Consider the following 19,957-nt stretch of genomic DNA (forward strand, 5'->3'; position numbering starts at 1 on the left):
CTCGATGACCACCACCGTGTTGCCGTGGTCGCGCAGCGTGTGCAGCACGGTCAGCAGCAGCTCGATGTCGGCGAAGTGCAGCCCGGTCGTCGGCTCGTCGAGGATGTAGAGCGTGCGGCCGGTGTCGCGCTTGCTCAGCTCCTGCGACAGCTTCACGCGCTGCGCCTCGCCGCCCGACAGCGTGGTCGCCGACTGGCCGAGCCGCAGATAGCCGAGGCCCACGTCGAGCAGGGTTTGCAGCTTGCGCGCCACCACCGGCACCGGCGCAAAGAACACCGCCGCCTCCTGCACCCGCATGTCGAGCACCTCGGCGATGGTCTTGCCCTTGTAGAGAATCTCCAGCGTCTCGCGGTTGTAGCGCTTGCCGCGGCACACGTCGCAGGGCACGTAGACGTCGGGCAGAAAGTGCATCTCCACCTTGATGACGCCGTCGCCCTGGCAGCTTTCGCAGCGCCCGCCCTTGATGTTGAAGCTGAAGCGTCCGGCGTCGTAGCCGCGCTCGCGCGCCAGCGGCACCTCGGCGAACAGCTCGCGGATCGGCGTGAACAGCCCGGTATAGGTCGCCGGATTGCTGCGCGGCGTGCGGCCGATCGGGCTCTGGTCGACGTTGATGACCTTGTCGAACAGCTCCAGCCCCTCGATGGCCTCGCAGGGCGCCGGCTCGGCCGAGGCGTTGTACAGATGGCGCGCGGCGGCGGTGTAGAGCGTGTCGTTGACCAGCGTGCTCTTGCCCGAGCCGCTGACGCCGGTCACGCAGGTGAACAGCCCGACCGGAATCGCCGCATCGACCTTGCGCAGGCTGTTGCCGGTCGCGCCGCGAATCACCAGTTGCAGCGGCGCGCCGTCCTCGTCATGGCGGCGCGGCGTGCGCGACTTGGGCACGGCGATCGCGCGCCGGCCGCTCAGGTAGGCGCCGGTCGGCGAGTCGGGCGCGGCGGCCATCTCGTCGGGCGTGCCGGCGGCCATCACGCGGCCACCGTGCTCGCCGGCGGCCGGGCCCATGTCCACCACCCAGTCGGCGGCGCGGATCGCGTCCTCGTCATGCTCGACCACCAGCACGCTGTTGCCCAGGTCGCGCAAGTGCTTGAGCGTCTCGATGAGCCGGTCGTTGTCGCGCTGGTGCAGGCCGATGCTCGGCTCGTCGAGCACGTACATCACGCCGGTCAGCCCCGAGCCGATCTGGCTCGCCAGGCGAATGCGCTGCGCCTCGCCGCCCGACAGCGTGTCGGCGCTGCGGTCCAGGCTCAGATAGCGCAGCCCCACGTTGTTGAGAAAGCCGAGCCGCGCCCGGATCTCGCGCGCGATCTTGTCGGCGATCTCGCCCTTCGCGCCTTCGAGCTTGAGCTCGTCGAACCATTGCTGCGCGGCACCGAGCGACATGCCGTTCACTTCATAGATGCGCCGGCTCTGCGCGCCTTCGCCCACGCGCACAAAGCGCGCCTCGCGCCGCAGCCGCGAGCCTTCGCAATCGGGGCAGGTGCGCACGACCACGAACTTGGCCAGCTCCTCGCGCACCGCCGATGAATCGGTCTCGCGCCAGCGCCGCTCAAGATTGTTGGCCACGCCCTCGAAGGGATGCGACTTCTTCACCGGCTTGCCGCGCTCGTTGAGATAGGCGAATTCCACCTCGGTGTCGCCGGTGCCCATCAGCACCGCCTCGCGCACCTCGGCCGGCAGGTCTTCCCACGGCGTGTCGATGTCGAAGCCGAAATGCGCCGCCAGCCCTTGCAGCATCTGGAAGTAGAACTGGTTGCGCCGGTCCCAGCCCTTGATCGCGCCACTCGCCAGCGACAGCGACGGGTGCGCCACGATGCGCTGCGGATCGAACCAGTCCACATGGCCCAGCCCGTCGCAACGCTGGCAGGCACCCAGCGGCGAGTTGAACGAGAAGATGCGCGGCTCCAGCTCGCTCAACGCGTGGCCGCAGACCGGGCAGGCGAAGCGGTTGCTGAACACCTGCTCGGCGCCGGTCTCCATGTCGAGCGCGAGCGCGCGGCCATCGCCGTGGCGCAGCGCCGTCTCGAAGGACTCGGCCAGCCGCTGCTTCGCCTCGGCCGTGACCTTGAGCCGGTCGACCACCACATCGATGCTGTGGCGGTCGTTCTTCTTGAGTTCGGGCAGCTCGTCCACCTCGTGGATGGCCGGCTTGCCGCCCGTCGGCGTGATGCGAAAGCGCACAAAGCCCTGCGCCCGGAAGCTTTCGAACACGTCGACGTGCTCGCCCTTCCGGTTGGCGATGACCGGCGCCAGGATCATCAGCTTGCTGCCCTCGGGGCGCGCCAGCACCGCATCCACCATCTGCGCCACCGACTGCGCTTCGAGCGCGTGCTCGGGATGGTCGGGACAGAACGGCGTGCCGGCGCGAGCCCACAGCAGCCGCATGTAGTCGTTGATTTCCGTCACCGTGCCCACGGTCGAGCGCGGGTTGTGACTGGTCGCCTTCTGCTCGATGGCGATGGCGGGCGACAGCCCCTCGATCACATCGACATCGGGCTTCTCCATGAGCTGGAGGAACTGGCGTGCGTAGGCCGACAGCGATTCCACATAGCGGCGCTGTCCTTCGGCATACAAAGTGTCGAACGCGAGCGAGCTTTTTCCGCTGCCCGACAGCCCGGTAATCACGACGAGCCGGTTGCGCGGCAGGTCGAGGCTGATGTTCTTGAGGTTGTGCGTGCGTGCGCCGCGAATCCGGATTTCGTCCATATTTCCTTGCGTTTTGCGTGCCGTTTGACGCCCCGCAAGGCCAAAAGGCCAAGCTTGCTACTATAGCCCAGCCCCCACGCACGACCCGGGTTTTGCCTTACGCGCCGGCCGTGTTCCTCGATTCGCTCCCCTCGCTCCGCCATGAAATCGACCGCCGCCGAGGCCCTGCTTGCGCCGTCCGAACCGGCAGGCATGACCCCCACCGAGCGCCGCGCCAGCGTCGCGCTCGCCGCCATCTACGCGCTGCGCATGCTCGGGCTGTTCCTGATCCTGCCGGTGTTTGCGGTCTATGCGCACACCCTGCCGGGCGGCGCCGAGCCGAGCATGATCGGGCTGGCCATCGGCATCTACGGGCTCACGCAGGCGGCGCTGCAGATCGTCTTCGGCCGCGCCAGCGACCGGTTTGGGCGCAAGCCGGTGATCGTGTTCGGGCTCGGGCTGTTCGCGCTGGGCAGCTTTGTGGCGGCGATTGCGCACAGCATCGAATGGATCATCGTCGGCCGCGCCATCCAGGGCGCCGGCGCCATCTCGGCGGCCATCACCGCGCTGGTCGCCGACGCCACCCGCGACCGCCAGCGCAGCAAGGCGATGGCGATGATCGGCGCCAGCATCGGCGTGACCTTCGCCGCCAGCATGGTCGCGGCGCCGCTGCTGTATGGCGCCATCGGCATGCCGGGCATCTTCGCGCTCACCGGCGCGCTCGCGATCGCCGCCATCGGCGTGGTCAAGTTCGTCGTGCCCGACGTGCCGCAGCCGGCGCTCGGCGCGCGCGTGCCGTTCCGCGAGGTGCTGGCCAACCGCCAGCTGCTGCGGCTCGATTTCGGCATCTTTGCGCTGCATGTGGCCCAGGCCGCGATGTTCGTGGTGGTGCCGGTGCTGCTGGTGGATGTGGCCGGCGTGCCCGTCGTCGAGCACTGGAAGCTCTACCTGCCGGCCGTCACCGTGGCCTTCGTGCTGATGGTGCCGGCCATCATCGCGGCCGAGCGCGGCGGGCGCATGCGCCGGGTGTTCGTCGGCGCCATCGTGCTGATGGCGCTGGTCGAGGCGGTGGCCAGCCGCTTTGCCACCGGCCAGCTGCCGGTCGACTTCTGGACCATGCTGGCGCTGCTGCTTGGCTTCTTCATCGCCTTCAACGTGCTTGAGGCGCTGCTGCCGTCGCTGGTCAGCAAGATCGCGCCGCCGGCGGCGAAGGGGACTGCGCTCGGTGTTTACAACACGGTGCAATCGCTGGGCGTGTCGGCGGGCGGATCGCTCGGCGGCTGGGTCGCGACGCATTTCGGGCGTGCGGCGGTGTTCGAGGTTTGCGCTGGGTTGATGGTGGTTTGGGCGATTGCGGCGTTGGGGATGCGGGTGCCGGTTCATTCACGCTAATGCCTTTATGCATAATTCGTTTATTCTAATTTTGGATTTTGGGGCGTGAAATGAATAAGGCTGAAATGCAGGAATTACTGAGGGATGAGGGAGCAGCGGCAGGGTTGGGAGTAATGGGGGAATTGCCAGTCATTTACTGGGATAATTATTGCCATGGAAGGATTGACTTTGCTTGGTTCATTGAGGGGAGTCGCGTTCCGTATGCTGTCTTTGAAATAGAGGGCGCAAATGTGCCGTCTGAAAGTTTACAAGGGGATTTGCGCAAATTTTATTGGGTTGGTGATTCTTCAGGCGCTTCGATAAAAAAATACATCCTCTTATATTCGCATCGGGCTGAACGAACCTTGGTTTCAACGCCGCAGAAAGCCGTGGCGGCAGTGCAAAGTAAGCTTCGTATTGAGATTGCCAACAATCAGCAATTTGCAAATACGACTTGCGAAGTGCTTATTGATGATTCGAGTTTTATTGAGAAAATTCGCGCTATTGCGAAATCTGCATTGGAATGCGGTTTGTGATGTTGCTCTTAAGTTTGATTTTGGCCGTGTATTCGACTAAAGACCTTGAGTCTTATAGCCTGAATCTTGGTGGTTGGCGGCCCTTTGCGTTTTTATCCTGATTCATCAGCATCGCTCGCCGCCCGATAAGCCTGCTGCGGATCATTCACTCCTTCCGGATTGGTCATTTCCAGCAGCCCATCACGCAATAGCGGCCGCAGATAGCTGCTGCCGACATGCCGCGCATTTCGCCGCAGCAGCCGGGCCAATTCCTCCGCGCGCCAGGGGCGCAGGCGGCAGATGTCGACGATCACGGCTTTCACGTCATCCGGCGGGCTGCGTCGTCCGAGCGCGCCGACCCGCGCTGCGATGAGTCCCGGGAGTTCGGCCAGCAGCGCCTGTCGCGCGTTGTCTTCGGTACCGGCTGGCGCGGGCTCGTCGGAGTTGGCAGACAAGCCCGCCGAGTTGGCAGACAAGCCGCCCGAGTTGGCAGACAAGCCGCCCGAGTTGGCAGACAAGCCCGCCTGATCCGCCGGCGCTTCCCGGTCTTCCGCCATCAGCCGCTCGGTCGGCACGTAGTAGGTCGCCGATCCGCGCCCCTTTTGTGCGAGCAGACCCGCATCGCGCAGCCGGCGCAGGGCTGCGCTGGCGGTCAGTGCATCCACCTTGTTCAGGTCACGATAAGTCGCGTTGTCGATTGCGCCGACCTCGCGCACCACGATCAGCGCCTTGGCGTCCTCGTCCGACAGTTGCCGGTCGCGAAACCGCGCCAGCCAGGCGATGTCATCGGCGCCGAGAAAGTGATGAAAGAAGTAGCGCGCAACGAACTGGTCGCCGCCTCGATCCGATTCGAACAGCGGTGGCGTCAGACCGGCCTGCGCCATGCTTTCGCGCATCACGCGGATGCCGCTGCCCTTGGTTTCGGCAAACCGCGTCTCATGCAGCACGGCTGCGATCTTCGGGTTGCGCGGTTGCGAGCCCGGTTCGCCGAGATGCTCGGGCGACTTGAGCGAGAAGCCGGGATTGCGGATTTCCAGCCGGTTGGCATAGCGGATGACCTGCACCGGACTGTGGCTGCGGTAGCTGCGATGCATCAGCGCATTGACGATGGCTTCACGGATCACGCGCAGCGGAATGGCGGGCTTGTCCTGGCGCTGCAATTCGCCTTCGGCCAGACCGAAACTCTGCGGCAGGTCGTCGAGCACCGCCGCCTGGGTACGCCGGATCAGGCGGAACAGCGGATCGCGCAGTTCCAGCGAATCGAAACGGCGTTCGGGATCGGGCACCCAGTCGCGGCCCGGGACGCGGATGTAGTCGACCCGCGTCATCGGAAAGCAGCGTCGCAGCGCCGCCGGCTTGCCGAAGAGCAGCAGGCCGGCGACGGTCGGCTTCCAGCGCCCGCTGTCGTCGCGCCGCAGGCCGCCGAGCGCCTGGAGCAGTTCGTGATCCGGCCAGCGCAGCTCTTCCGCGTCGGGGTTGGCTTCGGCGCGCGACTTCCGGTAGTCGTCGATGGCTTCGGGCGCGAGGTCGTCGAGTTCGGCATCGGCGACAACGCCGGCATCGAAACTTTCCTGCCGCCGGCCTTGATAGAAGACGGCGAGATCGTCCTCGGTGCAGCGCTGGTCGGTGCTGCCGATGCGGCGAAAGGCACCCTTGGGCAAGCCCTGCGCCTTGAAGAAGACCGGTTTGTCCTGCGGTTGGGCTTCGGCGACCCAGACCACGACCACCGCTTTCGCGCCGAGCTGCTCGGTGCGGATGTCGACCCGCAGCGGCAGGTTGAACATGTCGCGGCACTGGCTGGCGAGGTCGGACGAGAGCTTGTCCGGCGTGTCGACACCCTCGACCTCGTAGGCAGGGAAGAGCGCGAGTTCGTCCTTCGCCACGCCGAGCAGGATCCAGCCGCCACCCAGGCCCGGCTCATTGGCCAGCGCGCAAATCGTTTCCAGCGCCGACCTGCCGGCTTCGGAAGCGCGCTTGGCTTCGATGCGTTCGTGCTCGTCGAGCAGATTGAGGTTTTCGAGCAGTTCCGCTGCGGTCATGGGCCGATCTCCGCCGCGCCCGACTGCGCGGCAGCACGACGATTTACCAGATCGAAACGCGGGACCGGGCATCGCCCGGCGCTGTCGCCCGCAAGCCGACATCCGCCTTGCCGTTTCTCCGACAGAAACCTGTCGTCTGCCCGGTTCAGTCTTCATCCGCTTTGCCCAACGAATAACCGGAGACCTCCCCCATGAGCCTGCTCATCGTCCTGGCCGCGCTGGCCTTTCTGATGCTCGTCGCCTATCGCGGCTACAGCGTCATCCTGTTCGCGCCGGTGGCCGCCCTCGGCGCGGTGCTCCTCACCGACCCGGCTCACGTCGCGCCCGTCTATTCCGAGCTGTTCATGGACAAGATGGTCGTGTTCGTGAAGAACTACTTCCCGGTGTTCATGCTCGGCGCGGTGTTCGGCAAGCTGATCGAGCTGTCGGGCTTCTCGCGCTCCATCGTCAGCTCGGTGATCGGGCTGGTCGGCGCGGGGCGGGCGATGGCGGCCATCGTCATCGTCTGCGCGCTGCTCACCTACGGCGGCGTGTCGCTGTTCGTGGTGGTGTTCGCGGTCTATCCGTTCGCGTCCGAGCTGTTCCGGCAGAGCAATATCCCCAAGCGGCTGATTCCCGGGACCATCGCGCTCGGCGCCTTCAGCTTCACGATGGATTCGCTGCCGGGCACGCCGCAGATCCAGAACATCATCCCGAGCTCGTTCTTCGGCACCAACGCCTACGCCGCGCCGGTGCTCGGCACGCTGGGCGCGGTGTTCATCTTTGTGGTCGGGCTGAGCTATCTCGACTGGCTGCGCCGCCGTGCCGCGCGCGCCGGCGAGGGTTACGCCAAGCCGGGCCAGAAGCTCGTCAACGAGCCCGAGACGGCGGCCGACCAGCCGCTCGCCAATCCGTGGATCGCGATCCTGCCGCTGTTCGTCGTGGGCGTCGCCAACAAGCTGTTCACGAGCTGGATTCCGGCCTTCTACGGGCCGAAGGCGTCGGTGGTGTTCGTGGAGGGCAAGGCGCCGGTGGTGGCCGACGTGACCAAGGCGGTCGGCATCTGGGCGGTCGAGGCGGCGCTGCTGCTCGGCATCGTCTGCGTGCTGGCGTTTGCGTGGAAGCGCGTGGCCGAGCGCTTCGGCGAGGGCAGCAAGGCGGCGGTCGGCGGCGCGCTGCTGGCGTCGATGAACACGGCGTCGGAGTACGGCTTCGGCGCGGTGATCGCGGCGCTGCCGGGCTTTCTGTTCGTGTCGCAGGCGCTGGCGGCCATCCCCAATCCGCTGGTGAACGAGGCGATCAGCATCACCGCGCTGGCCGGCATCACCGGCTCGGCCTCGGGCGGGATGAGCATTGCGCTGGCGGCGATGGCCCAGACCTTCATCGCCAACGCCAACGCGGCCGGCATTCCGATGGAGGTGCTGCACCGTGTGGCATCGATGGCGAGCGGCGGCATGGACACGCTGCCGCACAACGGCGCGGTCATCACGCTGCTGGCCGTGACCGGCCTCACGCACCGCGAGTCGTACAAGGACATCTTTGCGGTCACGCTCATCAAGACGACGGCGGTGTTCTTCGTGATCGGGGTGTTCTACGCGACTGGCTGGGTCTGACGCGACCGGGCAGAATGCGCGACCCGCCGCCCGTAAGCGGGCGGTTTTCACCGCCGTGGTACTGGATATAAACTCAGTTCACGGACGCGCAAACCCAGCAACTCCGGCGTTTTCGTCCGCACTCATCCAAGCGCAACCCCGCCGGAGCAGGAGATTGAAATGGCATCGATCAACAAGGTCATCATCGTCGGCAACCTCGGCCGCGATCCGGAAGTGCGCTACATGCCCGACGGCAATGCGCTCGCCAATGTCACCGTGGCCACCACGCTCAAGTGGAAGGCCAAGGACAGCGGCGATCCGATGGAAGAAACCGAATGGCACCGCGTGGTGTTCCGCGGCCGCCTCGCCGAAATCGTGGGCGAGTACCTGAAGAAAGGCAGCTCGGTCTACGTCGAGGGCCGCCTCAAGACCCGCAAGTGGACCGACAAGGAGGGGGTGGAAAAATTCACCACCGAAATCGTCGCCAATGAAATGCAGATGCTTGGCGGCCGTCAGGGCATGGGCGGCGACGACGCCGGCTCGGGCTATGACGATGCGGCGCCGCGCGAATCGCGGCCGCAGCGGTCGTCGGGCGGGTACTCGGGTGGCGGTTCGCGTGGCGGCAGTGCGCCGCGTCCGGCGCCGGCTCCTGCGCCGGCGGCACGTCCGCAGCAGTCGGCGACGGGCTTCGACGACATGGATGACGACATTCCGTTCTGATTCCGCCTGACCCGGTCCGGCAGACAGAAAGCCTTGAGCGTTCGGCGCTCAAGGCTTTTTTCTTGCCGTCGGCGTTTTCGACGGGATGGGTCGCCTGATGGCTTGGCCGTCACGGAGCGCGGCGGCCTTGAGATGGCCGGTAGCGCGCGGCCACGATCAGCGCGATCAGCACCAGCGCGGTGGCCACGCCAAAGCTGACGTGCATGCCCGCCACCACGGCATCGGCTGGCGCGGCGGCCACGTCCTCGCTGCCCGAGCCGAGCGCGAACACCGCGCCCAGAACCGAGGCGCCGGTGATCAGCCCGAGGTTGCGCGACAGGTTCAGCACGCCGGAAACCACGCCGCGCCGGTCGGCTGCGATGTCGGTCATCACGGCGGTGTTGTTGGCGGCCTGGAACAGCGCGTAGCCGGCCGTGACGACGGCCAGCGGCAGCACATAGCCCGGCACGCCCAACCCGGCCGGCAGTACTGCCAGCGCGACGCAGCCGACCGCCATGCCGACCAGCCCGCCAATCACGACCCGCCCGGCACCGACGCGGTCGACGAGGCGGCCGGCCGGCACGCCGGCCATCGCGGCGACGACCGGGCCGCAGGACATCGCCAGCCCGACGCCGGCGGCATCCAGGCCGAGCGCGCCGTGCAGGTAGAACGGCCCCACCACCAGCGTCGCCATCACCACGGCGGTGACCAGCGCGCTCATCGCGAAGCCGGCGCCCAGCACCGGGTTGCGGAACAGCGCCGGGCTCAGCAGCGGCGCCGCGACCTTGCCCTCGACCCGCACGAACAGCCCCGCGCCGCCCAGCGCCGCCGCCAGCAGCAGCGCGTTCAGCCCGCCGAAATGGCCACGGCCCAGCGTCATGGTCAGCGCATACGCGGCCAGCGTCAGCGCGAGCACCACGGTGCCGGCCGGATCGAAGCGTGTATTGCCCGCGCGTGGAGGATCGGCTGGCAGAAAACGCCAGGCGAGCGCCAGCGTCACCAGCCCCAGCGGCACGCCGACGAAGAACAGCGCCGGCCAGTCGAACGCGCCGATCAGCGCGCCGCCCAGCGCCGGGCCGAGCGCGGTGCCGACCGCCGACATGCTGCCGAGCAGCCCCATCGCGCTGCCGGTCCGGTGCCTGGGCACCGCCTCGCCAACGAAGGCCAGCGTCAGCGCCATCATCACCGCCGCCCCCAGGCCCTGAACCGCCCGCGCCGCAATCAGCAGCCCGAGCCCGGGCGCCAGCCCGCACAGCGCCGACGCCAGCGTGAACAGCCCGATGCCGGCCAGCAGCAGCCGGCGCCGGCCGATCGCATCGCCCAGTCGGCCGACGCCGACGATCGCCGTCGTGACGGCCAGCAGATAGGCCAGCACCACCCACTGCACCGCCTGGAAGGGCGCGCCGAAATGCCGCGCCAGCGTGGGCAGCCCGACATTGGCGATGCTGGTGCCGAGCGAGGGCAGCAGCATCGCCATCGACAGGCTGGCGAGCGCCCCGCGCGGCGAAGGTGGTGCGGCGCGGGCGGCAATTGCAGGGGCCGGAAGGGGCAGGAGCTTCATCGACGTCGATCCTTGGCGGTGGTTGCAGCCAGCCTAGTCAGCCCATCGACCCGCCGGAAGGCGCGCGCGGCGCAACTTGTCCGTGCGCGCCGCGCCATGTCCGAACGCCTGCGCTAGGGTGGCGCCATGTCGCTCCCCGATCTCAACCTGCTCGTCACCCTCGACGTGCTGCTGGCCGAAGCCAGCGTGGCGCGTGCCGCCGACCGGCTGCGCCTGAGCCCGTCGGCGATGAGCCGGGCGCTGGCCCGGCTGCGCGAAATCACCGGCGATCCGCTGCTGGTGCGGGCCGGCCGCAGGCTGGTGCCGACGCCGCGCGCGCTGGAATTGCGCGAGCGCGTGGCGCAGCTGGTGCAGGACGCCGAGGCAGTACTGCGCCCGGCCGAGTCGCCGGACCTGCGCCAACTCGCGCGCAGCTTCACGCTGCGCGTCAGCGACGGCTTCGTCGAGAACTTCGGCGCGAGCCTGATTGCGCGCGTCGGCGAGCAGGCGCCGCAGGTGCGGCTGTGTTTTGTGCAGAAGGCCGACAAGGACAGCGCGCCGCTGCGGGACGGCGCGGTCGATCTGGAAACCGGCGTGATCGACTCCAGCAGCAGCCCCGAGCTGCGCACGCGCGCGCTGTTCCGCGACCGCTTCGTCGGCGTGGTGCGCGCCGGCCATCCGCTCGGTGGCGGCGAGATGACGGCCGCGCGTTATGCGCGGGGCCGGCACCTCCAGGTCTCGCGGCAGGGGCTCGACAAGGGGCCGATCGACGACGCGCTCGGGGCCGTGGGACTCGCGCGCGAGGTGGCGAGCATCGTCGGCGGCTTTGCGGCGGCGCTGGCGCTGGCGCGCGGCTCGGACCTGATCGCCACCGTGCCCAAGTGGCACACCGGTAACCTGCGCGCCGGCATGTGCAGCTTTGCGCTGCCGTTTGCCGTGCCGGGCTTCGTCGTCGCGCTGCTGTGGCATCCGCGCATGGAGGCCGATCCGGCACACCGCTGGCTGCGCGATACCGTGCACGAGGTCTGCGCCGGACAGCTCGCCGACGCCCCGGCCACCGCCGACTGGCAGGACCTCGCCGCGCCCTGTCCGCGCTGAGCCTCCGGGCGCCAGACCCGCTTCGATGCAAGCTTGCCGACCCGCGGCTTGCGCGTTTTTTCTCTTCGGCCAAGTAATCGCCATGACATCGACTGCCCTGCGCGTGCTGAGCGTCATCCCGCCGATGACCCAGCTCAACACGCCTTACCCGTCCACCGCCTATCTCACCGGCTTTCTGCGCTCGCGCGGCATCGCGGCGGCGCAGGAGGATCTGGCGCTGGAACTGGTGCTGGCGCTGCTGTCGCCGGCCGGCCTGCGCGCGGTGCAGGCACGGGCCGAAGCCATCGCGCCGCGCCAGCGCAGCGAGCCGGTCGCGTTCTTTCTTGAGCACGCCGCGCGCTATCTGGCCACCATCGGTCCGGTCATCGCCTTCCTGCAGGGCCGCGATTCCACGCTGGCGCACCGCATCGTCGCGGGCGGCTTTCTGCCCGAGGGGCCGCGCTTCTCGGCGCTCGACGCCTATGTGGACGACGAGGGCGGCGATCCGCTCGGCTGGGCCTTCGGCGCGCTCGGCACCCACGACCGCGCGCGGCACCTCGCCACGCTCTATCTCAACGACCTCGCCGACGTGCTGCGCGACGCCATCGACAGCCGCTTCGAGTTCGTGCGCTATGCCGAATCGCTGGCCGCGAGCCAGCCGAGCTTCGATCCGCTCGCGGCCGCGCTGGCCGCGCCGGCCAACCTCGTCGACGACAAGCTGCGCGAGCTGACCGTCGCCGCGCTGCAAAAGCACCGGCCGCGCGTGCTGCTGCTGTCGGCGCCATTTCCGGGCTCGGTGTACGCGGCCTTCCGCATCGCGCAGACGGCCAGGGCGCACGACCCGGCCATCGTCACGGTGCTGGGCGGCGGCTTCGTCAACACCGAGCTGCGCGAGCTGGCCGAGCCGCGCGTGTTCGACTTCTTCGACTTCGTCACGCTCGACAGCGGCGAGCGGCCGCTGCTCGCGCTGCTGGAGCATGTGGAAGGCAGGCGCTCGCGCGACCGGCTGGTGCGGACCTTCGTGCGCGAAGCGGCCGGCGATGCGCCAGCGGGCGACGGCACCACCGCCACGGCCGCGCCAATCACGGCCGCCGCCCGCGTCCGCTACGTCAACTTCCCCGAACCCGACGTGCCCTTCACCGACATCGGCACGCCCACCTGGGACGGCCTGCCGCTGGCGCGCTACCTGTCGCTGCTCGACATGCTCAACCCCATGCACCGCCTGTGGAGCGACGGCCGCTGGAACAAGCTGACCGTGGCCCACGGCTGCTACTGGAAGAAGTGCAGCTTCTGCGACGTGAGCCTGGATTACATCGGCCGCTACGAGGGCGCCGCGGCCGAGCTGCTGGTCGACCGCATCGAGGCCATCGTCGCCGAGACCGGCCAGACCGGCTTTCACTTTGTGGACGAAGCCGCGCCGCCCAAGGCGCTGCGCGCGCTCGCCAGCGAGCTGATCCGGCGCGGCGTCACCATCAGCTGGTGGGGCAACATCCGCTTCGAAAAAAGCTTCACGCCCGAGCTGTGCCAGCTGCTCGCCGACAGCGGCTGCATCGCCGTGACGGGCGGGCTGGAGGTCGCGTCCGACCGCCTGCTCAAGCTGATGAACAAGGGCGTGTCGGTCGAGCAGGTGGCGCGCGTGACGCGGGCCTTCGGCGACGCCGGCATCCTGGTGCACGCCTATCTGATGTACGGCTTCCCGACCCAGACCACGCAGGAGACGGTCGACGCGCTCGATTACGTGCGCCAGCTGTTCGCCAACGGCTGCCTGCAATCGGGCTTCTTCCACCGGTTTGTATGCACCGTGCATTCGCCGGTCGGGCTCGATCCGGCCAGCTATGGCGTCAGCCTCAAGCCGCTGCCGCCGACCGTGTTCGCGCGCAACGACGTGGGCTTTGTCGACCCGACCGGCACCGACCATGACGCGCTCGGCGCCGGCCTGCGCAAGGCCATCTACAACTTCATGCACGGCATCGGGCTTGAGGACGACGTGCGCGCCTGGTTCGACATGCCGGTGCCCAAGGCGCGCGTCGGCCGCAACGTCATCGCGCGCGCGCTCGCCGAGCCGGTGCCGCGCGGCTGAGGGCCGGGGCGCCTGCCGTGGCGGCCGCGCCATGCCCGCCCGCCATCGCGCGCGGCGGCATGGCGCGATCCCGACGGCGCCGATCTTGCTTTTCAGCCGAATGCCGCCATTTGCCCCCGCACCCGGGTGGCATACTCGCCGCCCTGCCAAGTCCCTGATAACAAACGGTCTTCCTTCCGGACCGACGCCGTTGGAGCGATGCCATGCCCACCTATGCCTACCGCTGCGAAGCCTGCGGACACGCCGCCGACGAGTGGCTGAAGATGAGCGAAGCCACCGCCGAGCGCAGCTGCCCGGCCTGCGGCGCCGCCAGCTACCGCAAGCAGGTCACGGCGCCGGCGTTTCAGCTCAAGGGCTCGGGCTGGTATGTGACCGATTTCCGCGGCGAGAAGAAGACGACCGAGCCCGCTTCCGACAAGGCCGCCGAGCGAGCTGAAAAGAAAGCGGCGGAAACTTCGGCTGCCGCCAGTGCGCCTGCTGCTGCCGGCGCCGCCTCGCCCGCGCCGGCTCCCGCCGCCGCACCGGCCGCGACGCCGACCGCCGGCACGACCTGACGCCTCTTCCTTCACTTCGCCTGCGGGGCTCGCTTGAGAAAGTATTTCGTCACCGGTTTGCTGATCCTTGTCCCGCTGGTCGTCACCGTCTGGGTGCTGCGCGTCATCGTCGGCACGCTCGACCAGATCCGCGACTGGCTGCCGCCCAGCCTGCGCGCTGGCACCTACATCCTCGAATGGCCGGGCACCGGCGTGCTGCTGGCGGTCGGCATCGTGTTTGTCGTGGGCGTGCTGGCTCACAACTTCATCGGCCGCCGGCTGCTCGACTGGTGGGAAAAGCTGCTCGGCCGCATCCCCTTCGTGCGCTCGATCTATTCGAGCGTGAAGCAGGTGAGCGACACCGTGCTGTCGCCCAACGGCCAGGCCTTCCGCAAGGCAGTGCTGGTCGAATTCCCCCGGCCGGGCGCCTGGACCATCGGCTTTTTGGTCGGCTCGCCGGGCGGCGAGGTCGAGGCGCTGCTCGGTGCCGACCAGCAGACGGTGTATGTGCCGACCGCGCCCAATCCCACCTCGGGCTATCTGATCGTGCTGTCGCCGGACCAGATCCGCGAGCTGAACATGTCGATCGACGAGGCGCTCAAGTTCGTGATTTCGCTCGGCGTGGTGGCGCCGGGCAAGGCCCAGGGCGCGTCCACCATCGCCGCCGTGCCGACCGCCGGCTGAGCCTGCGGGCGCCCGCCGGAGCGCTCCGATGCCGCCCGCGCCGGGGCGCCGGAGCCCGCAAACCCTTGTGCTATCGTCGCGCGCCATGTCCGCCAGCCGCCCATTTCCGTCCGCCAGCGCTGCCTTTTCAAGGCCGCGCGATGGCACGCGCGAACCGGGCGGCTTCGTCGTGAACCGCCGTCGAAATCGGCAGGGTTGACCGGCCGGCAGCCGTTCAACCCGAGCCTCGACGGTGACCGCGCGCCCTGCGCGGCCCCGCCTCCAGAGCCGATCCCGCGCCGTCGCGGCCCCGCCAGCAACCGGGTCGCCGGCAATGCACAAGAGATTCGCCGCGCCGGAAGCCCCGAGGGCCCGCGGGCGGATCGAGAACAAACTTTCGGAGTGACCTCATGCGTACCCATTACACCGGCCTCGTGTCGGCCGAGCAGCTCGGCCAGACCGTCACGCTTTGCGGCTGGGTGCATCGCCGGCGCGACCACGGCGGCGTGATCTTCATCGACCTGCGCGACCGCGAAGGCCTGGCCCAGATCGTCTGCGACCCCGACCGTCCCGAGATGTTCAAGACGGCCGAAGGCGTGCGCAACGAGTTCTGCCTGAAGATCACCGGCGTCGTGCGCCGGCGCCCGGAAGGCACGGTCAACGCCAACCTCAAGTCGGGCGAGATCGAAGTGCTGGCGCATGAAGTCGAGGTGCTCAACCCCAGCGTCACGCCGCCGTTCCAGCTCGACGACGACAACCTGAGCGAGACCACGCGCCTCACGCACCGGGTGCTCGACCTGCGCCGGCCCTACATGCAGAACAACCTCAAGCTGCGCTACAAGGTGGCGATCGAGGTGCGCAAGTATCTGGACGAGGCCGGCTTCATCGACATCGAAACGCCGATGCTGACCAAGAGCACGCCCGAAGGCGCGCGCGACTATCTGGTGCCGAGCCGCGTCAACGCCGGCCAGTTCTTCGCGCTGCCGCAGTCGCCGCAGCTGTTCAAGCAGCTGCTGATGGTCGCGGGCTTCGACCGCTACTACCAGATCACCAAGTGCTTCCGCGACGAGGATTTGCGCGCCGACCGCCAGCCCGAGTTCACGCAGATCGACTGCGAGACCAGCTTTCTCGGCGAGCAGGAAATCCGCGATCTGTTCGAGGAAATGATGCGTCACGTCTTCCGCAAGGTGAAGGGCGTGGAGCTGCCGGCCAAGTTCCCGGTCATGACCTATGACGACGCCGCCGCGCTCTACGGCTCGGACAAGCCCGACATGCGCGTCAAGCTGCAATTCACCGAGCTGACCGACGTGATGAAGGACGTCGACTTCAAGGTGTTCTCGGGCGCGGCCAACTCGGCCGGCGGCCGCGTGGTCGGTCTGCGCATTCCGGGCGGCGCCGCGATGCCGCGCAGCGAGATCGACGACTACACCAAGTTCGTCGCGATCTACGGCGCCAAGGGCCTCGCCTACATCAAGGTCAACGAGCTGAAGGAAGGCGCCGAGCTGCGCGCCGGCCTGCAATCGCCGATCGTCAAGAACATCCACGACGCCGCGCTGGCCGAGATCGTCAAGCGCACCGGCGCGCAAGCGGGCGACCTGATCTTCTTCGGCGCCGACAAGACCAAGGTCGTCAACGACGCCATCGGCGCGCTGCGCGTGAAGATCGGCCACAGCGAGTTCGGCAAGAAGAACGGGCTGTTCCAGGGCGACTGGGAAATCCTGTGGGTCGTCGACTTCCCGATGTTCGAGTACGACGAGGAAGAGCAGCGCTACACCGCCGCCCACCATCCGTTCACCAGCCCCAAGGACGGCCACGAGGACTTCCTCGAAACCGATCCGGGCAAGTGCAAGGCCAAGGCCTACGACATGGTGCTCAACGGCTGGGAACTCGGCGGCGGCTCGGTGCGGATTCACCGCGAGGAAGTGCAGAGCAAGGTGTTCCGCGCGCTCAAGATCGGCGCGGAAGAAGCCCAGCTCAAGTTCGGCTTCCTGCTCGACGCGCTGCAATACGGCGCGCCGCCGCACGGCGGTCTGGCCTTCGGCCTCGACCGGCTGGTCACGATGATGACCGGCGCTGAATCGATCCGCGACGTGATCGCCTTCCCCAAGACGCAGCGTGCGCAGTGCCTGCTGACGCAGGCGCCGAGCCCGGTGGACGAGAAGCAGCTGAAGGAGCTGCACATCCGCCTGCGGCCGAACGAGAAGGCGACCGAGGCCAAGCTGGCCTGAGGCCGGCGGACCGGGCGGCCGGGTGCCGCGCGGTCCGCTTCGGCGGCGGCCGGGCCCGATGGCCTGTGCCGCCGCCGCTGTACCGAAACCGGCCGCGCGCCGGTTTTTTCATGCCCTGCGCTAGCCTCGCCGCATGCCCGATCCCGCACTCCGCCTTGCGCCGCGCCGTCCGCGCTGGGCGCTCATCTTCGGCGCGCTCGCTGCCACGCTTGCGGCCGTGTTCGCGCTGCGCGGTTGCCTGCTCGATGCCGACAGCGGCCCGGCCAGCCTCGCCGACCAGCTCGCGCGCCGCATGCCCGAGGCGCGCGTGCTGATCGGCACCGACGGCGTGCTGCGCGCGATCCATCCCGACGGTCTGGTGCAGACGCTCGATCTCGAACCGCTGCGGCGGCTGTGCGCCAGCCAGCCCGGCAGCTGCGAGGTCGACATCCGCCGGCTGCTCGGCCTGTTCGCGGCGAGCCGCGCGGCCGGCTTTGCGCGCGATTCGGCCGACGGCGCGCGGCTGCGGCCCTTCGTGCTGGGCGCGGGCGACGACGAGGCGCTGGCCGCGACCCGGCCGCTCGCCGCAGCGCTTGCGCCCGCCGCCCTCCCGCCGGGTGCTGCGGCTGCCGATGCCAACGCAGCCGCCGCCGACCTGCGCGTCGGCCTCGGCCTGCGCACCGGCGAGGTGGTGAGTCTGGTCACGCCGGCCGCGCTCGACCGCTACGGCCTCGGCTTTGCGCCGCTGCTGGCCGAGGCGGTCGCCAATCTCGATGCCGATGCGGCGCCGGTGCGGCTCGATCCGCTGCTGCTCAACAAGGGCGTATCGCAGCTGGCCGCGCCCGGCGATCCGGCGGCCCAGCTGCTGTCGCCGGCGCGCATGCGGGTGCTGCTCGGCGCCATCCACGACCGCGCGGTGGCCTTCGCCGTGCCCCGGCGCGGCCGGCTGCTGCTGGCGCGCGACCGCGAGCCCGACCTCGCGGCGCTGGCCGCCGCCGCTGCCGCTGTCGCGCCGCCCGCGGCATCCACCGAAGCACCCACCGCCGGGCCGACCGCCGGCGGCAACTCGCCTGCCGGCGCGCGGTCTGTGCATCGCTACGCGCTCGATGCCAACGACCGCCCGGTCATCTCGACCCGCTGATTCCGCCCGGATCGGGGCGGGTAATTTCTTGCACGGCCCCTTGCCCGGCCGGCGCTTTTCGGCCTCAATCCCGCCATGCTCGAACTCCCCAGCAAGCCGGTCTACAAGCGGCCCGAATCCGTCCTCGTCGTGATCCACAGCCCGGATCTCGACGTGCTTCTGCTCGAGCGCGCCGACCGCGCCGGCTACTGGCAGAGCGTGACCGGCAGCCGCGACAGCGCCGAGGAAACCTGGGCCGAGACCGCCGTGCGCGAGGTGCGCGAGGAGACCGGCATCATCGTCGAGCGGCGCACGCCGCCCGAGGACGACGTGCCGGCCAGTGTGCCGCTCGACTGCCTGCACGACTGGGGCCACGAAGAGCGCTATGAAATCTTTCCGCACTGGCGCCATCGCTATGCGCCCGGCGTCACCCACAACACCGAGCACTGGTTCCGGCTGCAAGTGCCGCGCGGCATCGCGCTGAGCCTCGCGCCGCGTGAGCACACCGCCTGGCAATGGCTGCCCTGGCATCAGGCCGCGCCGCTGTGCTTTTCGCCCTCCAACCGCGACGCGATCCTGCAACTGCCGGCGCTGGTCGGCACGCCGCTGGCGCTGGCCTGACGCGCCGCGCCCATGCCCGATTCCATCGTCGCCGCCACCAGCCGCCTGCCCGCCGGGCGCGTTGCCGCCGCCGCGCTGCCGCGCCGGCTGCGCATCGCCACCTACAACATCCACAAGGGCGTGAGCGCCTTCAACCTGCGCTGCCGCACCGACGATCTGCGCATCGCGCTGGCCACGCTCGAAGCCGACATCGTCTTTCTGCAGGAGGTGCAGGAGGTGAGCCGGCGCAATGCCGCGCGCCATGCCAACTGGCCGGCCGAGCCGCAGACGCGCTTCCTGGCCGGCGCCGACTACCACTCGGTCTATGCGCGCAATGCGGTCTACGAGCACGGCCATCACGGCAACGCCATCCTGTCGCTGCATCCCTTCGACGCGGCGCGCAATCACGATGTGTCGGACCACGCCTATGAAAGCCGCGGCCTGCTGCATGCGGTGCAGCGCTATGGCGCCGACGAGCTGCATCTGGTGAATGTGCATCTGGGCCTGTTTGCCGGCAGCCGGCGGCGCCAGACCGATGCGCTGGTGACGCTGGTGCGCGAGCAGGTGCCGGCCGGCGCGCCGCTCATCATCGCCGGCGATTTCAACGACTGGCACAACCGGCTCAACGAGCGCATCTGCGCCGAGCTGGGCGTGTGCGAGGCGATGTCGTCGATGCCGGCCCAGCCGGGCGGCAAGTGGCGCAGCCTGCTCGGCGCGGCGCGCGCCCAGGCGCTCGAGGGCCGGCCGGCACGCACCTTTCCGGCGCTGCTGCCCTGGCTCACGCTCGACCGCATCTATGTGCGCGGCTTTGCGGTGCAGCTGGCGACGGTGCTGGGCGGCCGGCGCTGGGCCCGCATGTCGGACCATGCGCCGCTGGTGGCCGAGCTGGCGCCGTTGGCCCAGGCCGGCAGCGCCGCCCAGACCGGCGGCCTTGCCCCGGCCGGCGCCGCCGCTGCCGGATGACGCCGGCGCGCCTCGCGCCCGCGCCGCCCCTGCTGCTGGCGGGCAACACGGTGCGGCTGCTCACCGGCTTCGACGAACTCGGCCCGGCGCTGCATGCGGCCTGCGACGCGGCGCGGCACGACATCCAGTTCGAGACCTACATCTTTCACGACGATCCGAGCGCGCAGGCGCTGCTCGACTGCCTGGGCCGGGCCGCCGCGCGCGGCGTGAAGGTGCGGCTGCTGGTCGACGGCTTCGGCTCGGCGCACACGCTCGGCTGGCTCATCGGCCGCTGCCGCGCGCTGGGCGTGAGCTGTC

The 19,957-nt window shown here is 69.0% G+C and carries 16 protein-coding genes; 13 read left to right on the forward strand and 3 right to left on the reverse strand.

Annotated features, from left to right (window positions below):
• A partial coding sequence (gene uvrA / locus B9P64_RS20220; protein WP_085317981.1) for an excinuclease ABC subunit UvrA occupies positions 1-2,703 on the reverse strand: 2,703 nt, incomplete at its 3' end.
• 141 nt (positions 2,704-2,844) lie between these two features.
• On the opposite strand from uvrA, the gene B9P64_RS20225 reads away from it, so the two are divergent.
• Together B9P64_RS20225 and B9P64_RS24670 are read left to right on the forward strand one after the other, a co-directional pair.
• Complete coding sequence (locus B9P64_RS20225) at positions 2,845-4,074, forward strand: MFS transporter (protein ID WP_085317982.1); 1,230 nt, start codon at positions 2,845-2,847, stop codon at positions 4,072-4,074.
• Positions 4,075-4,124: 50 nt separating this feature from the next.
• Positions 4,125-4,589: a hypothetical protein gene (locus B9P64_RS24670; RefSeq protein WP_139826433.1), complete on the forward strand. Its 465-nt coding sequence runs from the start codon at positions 4,125-4,127 to the stop codon at positions 4,587-4,589.
• Between the two features lie 92 nt (positions 4,590-4,681).
• On the opposite strand, the gene B9P64_RS20230 is transcribed toward B9P64_RS24670, so the two are convergent.
• Positions 4,682-6,607, reverse strand: coding sequence for an ATP-binding protein (locus B9P64_RS20230; RefSeq protein WP_085317983.1), 1,926 nt, complete (start codon positions 6,605-6,607; stop codon positions 4,682-4,684).
• A gap of 191 nt (positions 6,608-6,798) precedes the next feature.
• On the opposite strand from B9P64_RS20230, the gene B9P64_RS20235 reads away from it, so the two are divergent.
• Complete coding sequence (locus tag B9P64_RS20235; protein ID WP_085317984.1) at positions 6,799-8,199, forward strand: GntP family permease; 1,401 nt, start codon at positions 6,799-6,801, stop codon at positions 8,197-8,199.
• 159 nt (positions 8,200-8,358) lie between these two features.
• Complete coding sequence (gene ssb / locus B9P64_RS20240; protein ID WP_085317985.1) at positions 8,359-8,898, forward strand: single-stranded DNA-binding protein; 540 nt, start codon at positions 8,359-8,361, stop codon at positions 8,896-8,898.
• Positions 8,899-9,007: 109 nt separating this feature from the next.
• Here ssb and B9P64_RS20245 read toward each other — a convergent pair whose 3' ends face one another.
• Positions 9,008-10,438: an MFS transporter gene (locus B9P64_RS20245; protein WP_085317986.1), complete on the reverse strand. Its 1,431-nt coding sequence runs from the start codon at positions 10,436-10,438 to the stop codon at positions 9,008-9,010.
• A gap of 126 nt (positions 10,439-10,564) precedes the next feature.
• Between B9P64_RS20245 and B9P64_RS20250 the strand changes: the two genes are divergently transcribed.
• The 9 genes from B9P64_RS20250 to B9P64_RS20290 form a co-directional block, all read left to right on the forward strand.
• Positions 10,565-11,515, forward strand: a complete 951-nt coding sequence (locus B9P64_RS20250) for a LysR family transcriptional regulator (RefSeq protein WP_085317987.1) — start codon at positions 10,565-10,567, stop codon at positions 11,513-11,515.
• 82 nt (positions 11,516-11,597) lie between these two features.
• The gene (locus tag B9P64_RS20255) at positions 11,598-13,574 is read left to right on the forward strand and encodes a B12-binding domain-containing radical SAM protein (protein WP_085317988.1); all 1,977 of its coding nucleotides are present in this window, start codon (positions 11,598-11,600) and stop codon (positions 13,572-13,574) included.
• Positions 13,575-13,777: 203 nt separating this feature from the next.
• Positions 13,778-14,128: an FmdB family zinc ribbon protein gene (locus B9P64_RS20260; RefSeq protein WP_085317989.1), complete on the forward strand. Its 351-nt coding sequence runs from the start codon at positions 13,778-13,780 to the stop codon at positions 14,126-14,128.
• Between the two features lie 33 nt (positions 14,129-14,161).
• Positions 14,162-14,791 carry a DUF502 domain-containing protein gene (locus B9P64_RS20265; protein WP_085317990.1) on the forward strand — a complete coding sequence of 210 codons (630 nt, stop codon included), beginning with the start codon at positions 14,162-14,164 and terminating at the stop codon, positions 14,789-14,791.
• A gap of 389 nt (positions 14,792-15,180) precedes the next feature.
• A complete protein-coding gene (aspS, locus tag B9P64_RS20270) occupies positions 15,181-16,998 on the forward strand; it encodes an aspartate--tRNA ligase (protein WP_085317991.1) in 1,818 nt (605 codons plus the stop codon).
• Between the two features lie 133 nt (positions 16,999-17,131).
• A complete protein-coding gene (locus B9P64_RS20275) occupies positions 17,132-18,118 on the forward strand; it encodes a hypothetical protein (RefSeq protein WP_085317992.1) in 987 nt (328 codons plus the stop codon).
• A gap of 75 nt (positions 18,119-18,193) precedes the next feature.
• Positions 18,194-18,718, forward strand: a complete 525-nt coding sequence (nudB, locus tag B9P64_RS20280; protein WP_085317993.1) for a dihydroneopterin triphosphate diphosphatase — start codon at positions 18,194-18,196, stop codon at positions 18,716-18,718.
• 12 nt (positions 18,719-18,730) lie between these two features.
• The gene (locus B9P64_RS20285) at positions 18,731-19,660 is read left to right on the forward strand and encodes an endonuclease/exonuclease/phosphatase family protein (RefSeq protein ID WP_085317994.1); all 930 of its coding nucleotides are present in this window, start codon (positions 18,731-18,733) and stop codon (positions 19,658-19,660) included.
• A partial coding sequence (locus tag B9P64_RS20290) for a phospholipase D-like domain-containing protein (RefSeq protein ID WP_407919698.1) occupies positions 19,657-19,957 on the forward strand: 301 nt, incomplete at its 3' end. The genes B9P64_RS20285 and B9P64_RS20290, both read left to right, overlap by 4 nt.

It is taken from the genome of Derxia lacustris, from assembly GCF_002105195.1.
Taxonomy (GTDB): domain Bacteria; phylum Pseudomonadota; class Gammaproteobacteria; order Burkholderiales; family Burkholderiaceae_E; genus Derxia; species Derxia lacustris.

Bases quoted from the DNA above. Each gene is read 5' to 3' on its own strand.
- B9P64_RS20225 (WP_085317982.1), top strand. From the start codon at position 2,845: ATGAAATCGACCGCCGCCGAGGCCCTGCTTGCGCCGTCCGAACCGGCA.
- B9P64_RS24670 (WP_139826433.1), top strand. From the start codon at position 4,125: ATGAATAAGGCTGAAATGCAGGAATTACTGAGGGATGAGGGAGCAGCG.
- B9P64_RS20230 (WP_085317983.1), bottom strand. From the start codon at position 6,607: ATGACCGCAGCGGAACTGCTCGAAAACCTCAATCTGCTCGACGAGCAC.
- B9P64_RS20235 (WP_085317984.1), top strand. From the start codon at position 6,799: ATGAGCCTGCTCATCGTCCTGGCCGCGCTGGCCTTTCTGATGCTCGTC.
- ssb (WP_085317985.1), top strand. From the start codon at position 8,359: ATGGCATCGATCAACAAGGTCATCATCGTCGGCAACCTCGGCCGCGAT.
- B9P64_RS20245 (WP_085317986.1), bottom strand. From the start codon at position 10,438: ATGAAGCTCCTGCCCCTTCCGGCCCCTGCAATTGCCGCCCGCGCCGCA.
- B9P64_RS20250 (WP_085317987.1), top strand. From the start codon at position 10,565: ATGTCGCTCCCCGATCTCAACCTGCTCGTCACCCTCGACGTGCTGCTG.
- B9P64_RS20255 (WP_085317988.1), top strand. From the start codon at position 11,598: ATGACATCGACTGCCCTGCGCGTGCTGAGCGTCATCCCGCCGATGACC.
- B9P64_RS20260 (WP_085317989.1), top strand. From the start codon at position 13,778: ATGCCCACCTATGCCTACCGCTGCGAAGCCTGCGGACACGCCGCCGAC.
- aspS (WP_085317991.1), top strand. From the start codon at position 15,181: ATGCGTACCCATTACACCGGCCTCGTGTCGGCCGAGCAGCTCGGCCAG.
- B9P64_RS20275 (WP_085317992.1), top strand. From the start codon at position 17,132: ATGCCCGATCCCGCACTCCGCCTTGCGCCGCGCCGTCCGCGCTGGGCG.
- nudB (WP_085317993.1), top strand. From the start codon at position 18,194: ATGCTCGAACTCCCCAGCAAGCCGGTCTACAAGCGGCCCGAATCCGTC.
- B9P64_RS20285 (WP_085317994.1), top strand. From the start codon at position 18,731: ATGCCCGATTCCATCGTCGCCGCCACCAGCCGCCTGCCCGCCGGGCGC.